The sequence below is a fragment of the Streptomyces vietnamensis genome, from assembly GCF_000830005.1.
Lineage (GTDB): Bacteria > Actinomycetota > Actinomycetes > Streptomycetales > Streptomycetaceae > Streptomyces > Streptomyces vietnamensis.
The window spans coordinates 2,874,877-2,885,338 of sequence record NZ_CP010407.1 but is presented as its reverse complement, the minus strand read 5'-3'; the positions used below and the strand labels follow the sequence as shown (position 1 = coordinate 2,885,338).

The following is a 10,462-nucleotide window of genomic DNA, read 5'->3' as shown; positions in this document are numbered from 1 at the left end:
CTGCGGACCGGGGCTCCTTCGTGTGCGGTGTACCGGTTACTTCTTGTCGATGATCTTCAGCGACAGCTGGCCGTTGCTGGAGAAGTACGGGCGCAGCTCGTGCTTGGCCGGGGCGACGGCGGCGGGCACGGCGGACAGCCGGCCCCGCCAGCCGCCCTTGGCCCTCGGCTTCGCCTCGGCGGCCTGGACCGGGGCGCCGGACTGCTTCACCACCGGGTACGGGTAGGTGAAGACGTCCATCGGGACGAGCACGTCGGTGGCCAGCTTGCAGACGCGGATCCGGGCGGAGGTCTGGTCCGGCAGCAGCCAGAGGTCCCAGACGTCCTCGGTGCCGGGCTGGTGGAGGCGGGCCGCGGCGGCGTTGTCCAGGGAGGCCGTGAAGCGTCCGTCGGCGCCGGCCTTCACCGGGAAGCTGAAGTTCTTGTCGGCCTCCTTGCGGTGGACGGCCTCGATCACGCTGCCGGTGCCGGGCTCCACGCCCCAGGCCGCGGCGTCGATGTCGATCGAGGTGGCGCCGGCCTTCAGGCCCGCGACCTCCACGTGCTGGGCGCGCACCCGGCTCTGCACCCGCAGCGTGCCGTCCGTGTGGGCGTGCGGCAGCAGCAGCGAGAGGGCGGGGCCCTCGGCGCGGGGCAGTTCGAGGGACAGAATCTGGAGGGTGTCGCAGCCGGTCGACCGCAGCGGCAGGTCGAAGCCGGCGGCGCGGATCTGCAGCTCCCAGTCGCCCTCGACGAGCGTGCCGAGCGTGGGGACCAGCGCCTCGCCGCCGACGAAGGGGAGGACGACCTCGTCGGCCTTCTTGCGGACGTCCTTGCAGACCAGCTCGGCGTCGCTGCCGGCGGGCAGCCCCTCGACCTTCACCCGGACGTCGCCCTGCGGGGTGACCACGGCGGCGGCCGTGCGGGGGGTGGCCCGGCGGGCCCGCATGGTCTCCACGAGCTGCTCGAAGCGGGCGGCGGTCTCGGCCTCCTGGAAGCGGACCACGTTGGCCACCGCGGCGGCCGCCATCTTCCGGCGCAGGTCCTCGTCGGCCATGAGCTTCTCGATGTGCTCGGCGAGGGCCTTCTTGTCGCCGAGCGGCACGACGTAGCCGTCCTCGCCCTGCGTGATGATGTTGCGCGGGCCGTGCGGCGCGTCGTAGGCGACCGCCGGCAGGCCGGCCGCCATCGCCTCGACGGTGACGTTGCCGAAGGCCTCCAGGCGGGAGGGCAGGACGAAGATCGACGCCTTGGCGAACTCCGGGGTGACCGGGGTGGCCGGGCCCATCAGGAAGACCTGGTTGTTGCTGTCCGTCTCGTTGATCTTCTTGCGCAGGTTGGCGCGCTCGGGACCGGAGCCGTAGATCCGCAGGCTCCAGTCCGGGTGGCGCGGCGCCACGGTGGAGAAGGCCTCGATGAGGTCGGCGAAGCCCTTGTGCGGCTTGAGCAGGCCGGCGGTGACGACGATCTTGTTGTCGCCGGTGGACATCTGGCCCTCGTGGGCCGGGATGCAGTTGGGCATCGGGGAGAGCAGGTGGCTCACGGCGGGGACGACCCCGGCGATGGTCCGGCACTCGTCCGGCGTGGGCGCGGTGATCGCGTCCATCTTCGGGTACGCGTCCCGGAAGAGGGCGTCCCGGATGTGCGGGCCGTACTGCGCGGGCCGCGAGTGCTCCATGGCGACCTTCAGGAAGTCGCCCTCCGCGTAGGCCAGCATGATGGTGATCTTGGGGTTGTTGCTGACCACGACGTCGGCGTCGGTCGTGGCCAGGTACTCCATCAGCCGCTTCTCCGCCAGACGGCCGATCCACGGCTTCTTGTCCGTGGGCTCGTTCGGGTAGATGTGCGGGAACTGCTCGAGCTGCGGGTCGTCGCCGTCGTAGGTGTGGGAGTGCTTCCGGTAGTCCGAGAGGGCGATGGTCTTCACCCGGGGGTCGAGCGGGAAGAACGCCTGGTCGCGGTTGCGGCGGAGGGAGACCAGCTCGACCTCGTGGTGGTCCGCGAGCGCCTTGGCCAGGTTGTGGATCGCGCTGACCACGCCGCCGATGTGACAGCGGTCTACCAGGAGGAAGGATATTTTCACGCCGAGCCTCGATGTCTGCGGATTGGGAAGGAACCCCCGACGGCCGGGGAGGTGACGCACCTTAGGTTACGGGGCCGGGTCCCGGAAGCGGGGGCGCTCCGTCCGTACCGTACGGCCCCCGGGGCGGAGCCGGCGCGTAACGCCTTGGTCTCTTTCGGCCGCGGCGGAAAACCGCCGGGTACCCCGATACGTCGTTCTGGGCATGAACACGGAAAACCCGGGCTGTCTCACCGGAGTGGCGCGCGCCATCGCCCTCGTCGTCGTCCTGCCCGTCCGGCTGGTCTGGGACGCTCTCGCCTGGTGCTTCCGGCAGCTCTGGCGCCGGCTCCTCGCCCCGCTCGGCCACGCCCTGGGATGGCTGCTCCACCACCTCGTCGTCATCCCCCTGCAGTGGCTGTGGAAGTGGGTCCTCGCCCCGGTCGGCCGGGCCCTGTGGTGGCTGATCGACCTGCTCGTCGTCATCCCCCTCCGCTGGCTGTGGAAGTGGGTGCTCGTCCCCGTCGGCAAGGCCCTCCGGTGGGTCGTCGACCTCCTCCTCGTCACCCCGCTCACCTGGCTCTGGCGGTACGTGCTCGGCCCCGTCTGCCGCTTCGTCGGCGCGGCCCTCGCCTGGGCCTGGCGGATCGCCGGACAGGTCTCGCGGGCGATCGGCCGGGCGATCGGCTGGGTCCTGTGGAACGCGGTCGGCCGTCCCCTCGCCTGGGTGTACCAGGCGATCCTCACCCCCGTCGGCCACTGGCTGCGCACCTGGGTGTGGGAGCCCGCCGCCGCCGTCGGCCGTGCCGTCCGCACCGCCGCCCGGGAGGTGTGGACCGCCCTCTTCGGCGGCCCCCGCTGATCCGCCCGCCCGCCTCCACGGCGCCCCGCCGGGGAACCCGAGGTGGCCCGGGCGCGTACTCTGGGTAGTACAAGGAACGTCCTCGGCGCGGCGCCCGCCCCCGAGATCTCCACGCCACGGGCGGGGGTGATCCGGGCGGGAGCCCACGGGACACCCAAGAGCTTCCGGGCGGAGCGCCACCCGCGCCCGCCCCGCACCGAGGAGAAGAACCACTGGGCAAGCGACAGCCCGAAGGCCCGCCGCCCGCACCGGCGGTGCAGCGCATCCGACTGCGCTACACCAAGCGCGGCCGCCTCCGGTTCACCAGCCACCGTGACTTCCAGCGCGCCTTCGAGCGTGCGCTGCGCCGTGCCGAGGTGCCCATGGCGTACTCGGCGGGCTTCACCCCGCACCCCAAGGTGTCGTACGCCAACGCCGCCCCGACGGGCACGGGCTCCGAGGCCGAGTACCTGGAGATCGCGCTCACCGAGGCCCGCGACCCGGAGACCCTCCGGGTCCTGCTCGACGAGTCCCTCCCCGCCGGCCTCGACATCACCGACGCCGTCGAGGCCCGGACCTCGGGTCTCGCCGACCGGCTCACCGCCTCCGTGTGGGAGCTGCGCCTCGAGGGCGTCGCCGTCGAGGAGGCCGAGAAGGCCGTCGAGGCGTTTCTCGCCGCCGAGACGGTGGAAGTACAGCGCAAGACCAAGAACGGAGTCCGCACCTTCGACGCCCGTTCCGCGGTCACCGAGCTGACGGCCGCCCGTCCCCAGGGCGATCCCCAGGGTGATAGGCCGCTGGACAGCGCCTGTGCGATACTGCGCCTGGTTGTTCGGCACGTGACACCTGCCGTGCGACCCGACGACGTCCTGTCCGGTCTCCGAGCTGTGGCCGACCTGGCGCCGCCGGTCCCCGCAGCGGTGACCAGGCTGGCGCAGGGGCTCTTCGACGAGGAGTCCGGCACGGTGACCGACCCGCTCGCGCCCGACCGCGAGGCAGTCACGGCCGCATCACCCACGGCCGCCGGGACCGCCTCAGCGACGGCGCCGGGTGCCGGTACCGCGTAGGGAGCGGTCGTCGTAGCGCCGCCCTGGTACTCGGGAGCCACCTGGGTCGGGCAGCGCACTGACCAGGAGACTTTCGCCAGGCCGTCCGCACAGGGCGTACGGAACCGGCGAGCCAGACATAGAGCTCCCGTGCGGCGCCCGCGCCCCGGACGGCGGCACCGCGCCACAGGCGCGACCGTGCCGCCGGACCGGAACCAGGCGCGGCGCCCGGGAGCGTGACGGGAGAACCCCGCATGCTCGAGTCCAACGAAGACACCAACGCCCCCGGTGACAAGCTGCCGCCGCGCCGCAGGCGCCGCGCCGCTTCCCGCCCCGCCGGTCCGCCGGTGACGGGCGCGACCGCCGAGACCCCCACCGCGGAGGCCGTGGAGGCCCCCGCCGTGGAGGCCGCCCCGGTCGAGGCCGAGGCCGCTCCCGCGCCGCGCACCCGCCGCCGCGCCACCCGCAAGGCCACCGCGCCCGCCGCTGCCGCCGTGGAGACCGTGGCCGAGCCGGTCGCGGAGCCGGTCGCGGAGACCGCCGCGCCCGAGGCCGTCGAGGAGGCCCCCGAGGCCGCCCCCGCCCGCCCGCGCCGCCGTGCCACCCGTAAGGCCACCTCGCCGGTGACCTCCCCGGCCGTCGCCGAGGAGGCCGCGGAGCCCGTGGCCGCCGCCGAGCCGGTCGCCGAGGCGCCGGTCGTCGAGGCCGTCGAGGAGGCCGCGCCGCCGGCCCGTACCCGCCGCCGTGCCACGCGCAAGGCCACCTCGCCGGTGACCTCCCCGGCCGTCGCCGAGGAGGCCGCGGAGCCCGTGGTCGCCGCCGAGCCGGCCGCCGAGGCCGCCCCGGTCGAGGCCGAGGCCGCCCCCGCGCCCCGTACCCGCCGCCGCGTCACCCGCAAGGCCACCGCGCCCGAGGTGACCACCGAGGCCGCCCCCGCCGGTGAGTCGCTGCCGACGTCCACCGTCGAGCAGATCGCCGCCGACGAGGCCGAGGTCGCCGCCGCCGAGACCGCCGCCACCCGTGGCCGCGGCCGTCGCCGCGTCACCTCGCCGCAGTTCACCTCCGAGCCGGCCCCGGCCCGCGAGCCGCGCCGCGCCGCGCGCCCCGCCGTCGCCGTCTTCCAGGCCCCGGTCTTCGCCGAGCCGATGTTCCAGACCCCGGAGACCGCCGCCATGGCCGCCGCCGCCGTGGTCGAGGAGCCGGAGGAGGAAGAGACGGTCGAGGCCGTCGAGACGGTCGAGGCCGTGGAGGAGACCGAGCGCGCCGAGTCCGGCTCCCGCCGTCGCCGCCGTCGCCGCGGCGAGCCCGTCGCCGTCGAGCCCGTCCCGGCCACCGTCGCCGACGAGCCCGAGGTCGAGGCCGTCGCCGACGAGGTCGCCGTCGCCGACGAGATCGAGGAGGCCGAGGAGGCGGACGAGTACGAGGACCGTCCGTCCCGCCGTCGCCGCCGTGGCGGCCGTCGTCGCCGTCGCGGCGAGCTCGCCGAGGTCGAGGAGACCGAGGAGGGCGAGGAGCCGCACGCCGAGGAGACCGAGGAGCCCGAGGAGGGCGAGGAGGAGCCGGAGGAGGCCGAGGCCTACGCCGGCGGCTCCAGCAGCTCCCGTCGCCGTCGCCGTCGCCGCCGTCGCAGCGGGGACGCCGCCGCCGAGGTCGAGACGGCCGACGAGGACGGCGTCCGTACGGTCGTCAAGGTCCGCGAGCCCCGCCCGGCCCGCGAGAAGGCCGAGCCGTCCGACGAGGTCCAGTCCATCAAGGGCTCGACCCGCCTGGAGGCCAAGAAGCAGCGCCGCCGCGAAGGCCGCGAGCAGGGCCGCCGCCGCGTCCCGATCATCACCGAGGCCGAGTTCCTCGCCCGCCGCGAGGCCGTCGAGCGCGTCATGGTCGTCCGCCAGAACGGCGAGCGCACCCAGATCGGCGTCCTGGAAGACAACGTGCTCGTCGAGCACTACGTCAACAAGGAGCAGGCCACCTCGTACGTCGGCAACGTCTACCTGGGCAAGGTCCAGAACGTGCTGCCGTCCATGGAGGCCGCCTTCGTCGACATCGGCAAGGGCCGCAACGCCGTCCTGTACGCCGGCGAGGTCAACTTCGAGGCGCTCGGCATGGCCAACGGGCCGCGCCGCATCGAGTCCGCCCTCAAGTCCGGCCAGTCGGTCCTCGTGCAGGTCACGAAGGACCCGATCGGCCACAAGGGCGCCCGTCTGACCAGCCAGGTCTCCCTCCCGGGCCGCTACCTCGTGTACGTCCCCGAGGGCTCGATGACCGGCATCAGCCGCAAGCTCCCGGACACCGAGCGCGCCCGCCTGAAGACCATCCTCAAGAAGATCGTCCCCGAGGACGCGGGCGTCATCGTGCGCACCGCCGCCGAGGGCGCGAGCGAGGACGAGCTGCGCCGCGACGTCGAGCGCCTGCAGGCGCAGTGGGCCGACATCCAGAAGAAGGCCGCCCAGATCTCGACGTCCGCGCCGAGCCTGCTGTACGGCGAGCCGGACATGACCGTCCGGGTCGTCCGCGACATCTTCAACGAGGACTTCTCCAAGGTCATCGTCAGCGGCGACGACGCGTGGGAGACCATCCACGGCTACGTGAACCACGTCGCCCCGGACCTGACCGACCGCCTGTCCAAGTGGACGAGCGAGGTCGACGTCTTCGCGACGTACCGGATCGACGAGCAGCTCATGAAGGCGCTCGACCGCAAGGTCTGGCTGCCCTCCGGCGGCTCGCTGGTGATCGACAAGACCGAGGCGATGGTCGTCGTCGACGTCAACACCGGCAAGTTCACCGGCCAGGGCGGCAACCTGGAGGAGACCGTCACCAGGAACAACCTGGAGGCGGCCGAGGAGATCGTGCGCCAGCTGCGGCTGCGCGACCTCGGCGGCATCGTCGTCATCGACTTCATCGACATGGTCCTGGAGTCCAACCGCGACCTGGTGCTGCGCCGCCTCCTGGAGTGCCTGGGCCGGGACCGGACCAAGCACCAGGTGGCCGAGGTCACCTCGCTCGGCCTGGTCCAGATGACCCGCAAGCGGGTCGGCCAGGGCCTCCTGGAGTCCTTCTCCGAGACCTGCGTCCACTGCAACGGCCGCGGTGTCATCGTGCACATGGAGCAGCCGGCCACCGCCGGTGGCGGTGGCGGCGGCAAGCGCTCGAAGAAGCGCGGCCGCGGCGGCGCCGAGCACGTCCACGAGCACGAGCACGCCGAGGCCGTGGAGCCGGAGGCCGAGGTCGAGACCGAGGCCGAGGTCGCCGCCGAGCTGGCCGCCCCGGTGGCCGTGCCGGTGCCGATCGCCCCGGACGAGGAGCTGTACGGCTCCGCCGCCGAGGCCGAGGCCGCCGCCACGCGCGGTCGTGGCCGCCGTCGCGCCACCCGCCGGGTGTCCGCGCCGGTCGTCTCGACGCCGGTCGCCCCGGCGCCGGTCGTGGAGACCGAGGCCGTCGACTTCGAGCCGACGCCCGCCGCCGAGCCCGAGCCCGAGCCCGTCGCGGCGCCGGTCGCCGAGCCGGTCGTGGAGCCCGTCGTCGAGCAGGCCGCCGAGCCGGTGGTCGAGGAGACCCCCGCCCCGGCCCCGCGCGGCCGTCGCCGTGCCACCCGTCGCGTGACGTCCCCGGTCGTCTCGACCACGGACGTGGCCGCCGAGGTCGTCGCCGAGCCGGTCGTCGTCGCCGAGCCGGTCGCCGAGACCGCCCCGGAGCCGGAGCCCGTCGTGGCGCCGGTGGCCGAGCCCGTCGTCGAGGAGGCCCCCGCGGCCGCCGCGCCGCGCGCCCGTCGCCGGGTGGTCCGCAAGGCCACCGCTCCCGCCGGTTCGCCCGCGGGCGCCGAGGAGGCGGCCGTCGTCGTGGTGACCACGGCCCCGGCCGAGGTTCCGGCCGAGACCGAGACCGAGGCGGAGGCCGCGCCGGCCAAGAAGACGGCCGCGCGCAAGACCGCGAAGAAGGCCACGGCCAAGAAGGCCGCCACCAAGAAGACGGCGGCGACCAAGAAGACCGCGGCGAAGAAGACCACCGCCAAGAAGGCCACGGCCAAGAAGGCGGCGGAGAAGACCGCGGCTCCGGCCCAGGACTGATCCACCGGGTGCGGGCCGTCCCTCCACGGGGCGGCCCGCACCCGCTCGGGCGAATTTGACCCCCTGTGGCAGCCGCCCGTAACCTAGACCGTCGGCGTGTCTGATCGGCATGCCGCGCCTCTGAGCACCTCCCTCCCGCTCGTCGGGAGAGGCCGCTCGTCCGATTCCGGAACGCCGCGGGCCCCCGGGCCCGTGTGAGCGGCTGGCTTCAGAGGTTCCATCCCGAGTGAGAGAGAGATCCGCGTGTACGCCATCGTGCGCAGCGGTGGTCGCCAGCACAAGGTTGCTGTCGGCGACATCGTTGAGGTTGACAAGATTTCCACTGCCAAGGTTGGCGACACGGTCGAGCTCTCGACCCTGCTCGTTGTCGACGGCGACGCCGTGACCAGCGACCCGTGGGTCCTGGCCGGCATCAAGGTCACGGCCGAGGTCGTGGACCACCACAAGGGCGCCAAGATCGACATCCTGCGCTACAAGAACAAGACCGGCTACCGCCGTCGCCAGGGTCACCGTCAGCAGTACACGGCGATCAAGGTCACCGGTATCCCCGCGGCTGCGAAGTAAGAGGGACTGAGACATGGCACACAAGAAGGGCGCATCGTCCACCCGGAACGGGCGCGACTCCAATGCCCAGCGGCTCGGCGTGAAGCGCTTCGGCGGTCAGGTCGTCAACGCGGGTGAGATCCTGGTCCGCCAGCGTGGCACGCACTTCCACCCCGGCGCCGGCGTCGGCCGTGGCGGCGACGACACGCTGTTCGCCCTGCAGGCCGGTTCGGTGCAGTTCGGCACCCACCGTGGCCGCAAGGTCGTGAACATCGTTCCGGTCGCCTGATCGGAACACTTTGCGGAGGCGGACCTCACTTCCCGTACGGGAAGCGGGTCCGCCTTTCGCGTGTTACTAGATAGACATTCCGCACGTAATTCTCTGGAGGCACACCCATGACCACCTTCGTGGACCGCGTCGAGCTGCACGTCGCCGCGGGTAACGGAGGCCACGGCTGCGCCTCCGTCCATCGCGAGAAGTTCAAGCCGCTCGGCGGCCCGGACGGCGGCAACGGCGGCCGTGGCGGCGATGTGACCCTGGTCGTCGACCAGTCGGTCACCACTCTCCTCGAGTACCACCACTCCCCGCACCGCAAGGCGACCAACGGTCAGCCCGGTGCCGGTGACAACCGCTCCGGCAAGGACGGCCAGGACCTGGTCCTGACCGTGCCCGACGGCACCGTCGTCCTGGACAAGAAGGGCAACGTCCTCGCCGACCTCGTCGGCCAGGGCACCACCTTCGTCGCCGGCCAGGGCGGCCGCGGCGGCCTCGGCAACGCCGCGCTGGCCTCGGCCCGCCGCAAGGCCCCCGGCTTCGCGCTCCTCGGCGAGCCCGGCGAGGCGCGGGACATCGTCCTGGAGCTCAAGACCGTCGCCGACGTGGCGCTCGTGGGCTACCCGAGCGCGGGCAAGTCCTCGCTCATCTCCGTCCTGTCGGCCGCCAAGCCGAAGATCGCGGACTACCCCTTCACCACCCTCGTCCCGAACCTGGGCGTCGTCACGGCCGGCTCGACCGTCTACACGATCGCCGACGTGCCGGGCCTCATCCCGGGCGCCAGCCAGGGCCGCGGCCTCGGCCTCGAGTTCCTCCGCCACGTCGAGCGCTGCTCGGTGCTCGTCCACGTCCTCGACACGGCGACGCTGGAGTCCGAGCGCGACCCGGTCACCGACCTCGACGTCATCGAGGAGGAGCTCAAGCAGTACGGCGGCCTGGAGGACCGGCCCCGGATCGTCGTCCTCAACAAGATCGACATCCCGGACGGCCAGGACCTCGCGGACATGATCCGCCCGGACCTGGAGGAGCGCGGCTACCAGGTGTTCGAGGTCTCCGCCGTGGCCCGTACGGGTCTGAAGGAGCTCTCCTACGCCCTCGCCGGCATCGTCGCCGAGGCGCGCGCGGCCAAGCCGAAGGAGGAGGCGACCCGGATCGTCATCCGCCCGAAGGCCGTCGACGACGCGGGCTTCACCGTCACGTACGACGAGCAGGAAGAGGTCTACCGGGTGCGCGGCGAGAAGCCGGAGCGCTGGGTCCGCCAGACCGACTTCAACAACGACGAGGCCGTGGGCTACCTGGCCGACCGCCTCAACCGCCTCGGCGTCGAGGACGAGCTGATGAAGGCCGGTGCCCGCGCGGGCGACGGCGTCGCGATCGGCTCCGAGGACAACGCGGTCGTCTTCGACTGGGAGCCCACCATGATGGCCGGCGCCGAGATGCTCGGCCGCCGCGGTGAGGACCACCGTCTGGAGGCCCCGCGTCCGGCGGCGCAGCGCCGCCGCGACCGGCAGGCGGAGCGCGACGACGCGCAGCGCGAGTACGACGAGTTCGACCCGTTCTAGAAGGTCCCTTCTCGCGGGTACGGAAGGTGGGGCGGCCGGGTGCCGCCCCACCTTTCCCGCGTTTTCATGCGTTCGGCTGACCCGGCCGGAAGAGA

General features: G+C 73.1%; 7 protein-coding genes. 6 read left to right on the top strand and 1 reads right to left on the bottom strand.

Features of this window, described 5'->3' with window-relative positions; translation table 11 throughout:
* Positions 1–36: 36 nt before the first annotated feature.
* Positions 37–2,016 carry a glycosyltransferase gene (locus SVTN_RS12880; RefSeq protein ID WP_052499087.1) on the bottom strand — a complete coding sequence of 660 codons (1,980 nt, stop codon included), beginning with the start codon at positions 2,014–2,016 and terminating at the stop codon, positions 37–39.
* Positions 2,017–2,263: 247 nt separating this feature from the next.
* On the opposite strand from SVTN_RS12880, the gene SVTN_RS12875 reads away from it, so the two are divergent.
* The 6 genes from SVTN_RS12875 (at position 2,264) to obgE (ending at position 10,367) form a co-directional block, all read left to right on the top strand.
* Positions 2,264–2,899 (top strand): hypothetical protein, encoded by a 636-nt coding sequence (locus tag SVTN_RS12875; RefSeq protein WP_052499086.1) that lies wholly within the window; start codon positions 2,264–2,266, stop codon positions 2,897–2,899.
* Positions 2,900–3,153: 254 nt separating this feature from the next.
* Positions 3,154–3,945, top strand: a complete 792-nt coding sequence (locus SVTN_RS12870; protein ID WP_041129218.1) for a TIGR03936 family radical SAM-associated protein — start codon at positions 3,154–3,156, stop codon at positions 3,943–3,945.
* 233 nt (positions 3,946–4,178) lie between these two features.
* Complete coding sequence (locus tag SVTN_RS12865) at positions 4,179–7,988, top strand: Rne/Rng family ribonuclease (protein WP_041129217.1); 3,810 nt, start codon at positions 4,179–4,181, stop codon at positions 7,986–7,988.
* 243 nt (positions 7,989–8,231) lie between these two features.
* Positions 8,232–8,552 carry a 50S ribosomal protein L21 gene (rplU, locus tag SVTN_RS12860; protein ID WP_015033583.1) on the top strand — a complete coding sequence of 107 codons (321 nt, stop codon included), beginning with the start codon at positions 8,232–8,234 and terminating at the stop codon, positions 8,550–8,552.
* Positions 8,553–8,565: 13 nt separating this feature from the next.
* A complete protein-coding gene (gene rpmA / locus SVTN_RS12855; protein WP_010041940.1) occupies positions 8,566–8,820 on the top strand; it encodes a 50S ribosomal protein L27 in 255 nt (84 codons plus the stop codon).
* A gap of 107 nt (positions 8,821–8,927) precedes the next feature.
* Positions 8,928–10,367 (top strand): GTPase ObgE, encoded by a 1,440-nt coding sequence (gene obgE / locus SVTN_RS12850; RefSeq protein ID WP_041129216.1) that lies wholly within the window; start codon positions 8,928–8,930, stop codon positions 10,365–10,367.
* The last annotated feature ends 95 nt before the right edge of the window (positions 10,368–10,462 follow it).

What these genes read in the sequence shown, in the direction of transcription:
- SVTN_RS12865 (WP_041129217.1), top strand. Translation starts at nt 4,179, where the DNA reads ATGCTCGAGTCCAACGAAGACACCAACGCCCCCGGTGACAAGCTGCCG.
- obgE (WP_041129216.1), top strand. Translation starts at nt 8,928, where the DNA reads ATGACCACCTTCGTGGACCGCGTCGAGCTGCACGTCGCCGCGGGTAAC.
- SVTN_RS12875 (WP_052499086.1), top strand. Translation starts at nt 2,264, where the DNA reads ATGAACACGGAAAACCCGGGCTGTCTCACCGGAGTGGCGCGCGCCATC.
- rpmA (WP_010041940.1), top strand. Translation starts at nt 8,566, where the DNA reads ATGGCACACAAGAAGGGCGCATCGTCCACCCGGAACGGGCGCGACTCC.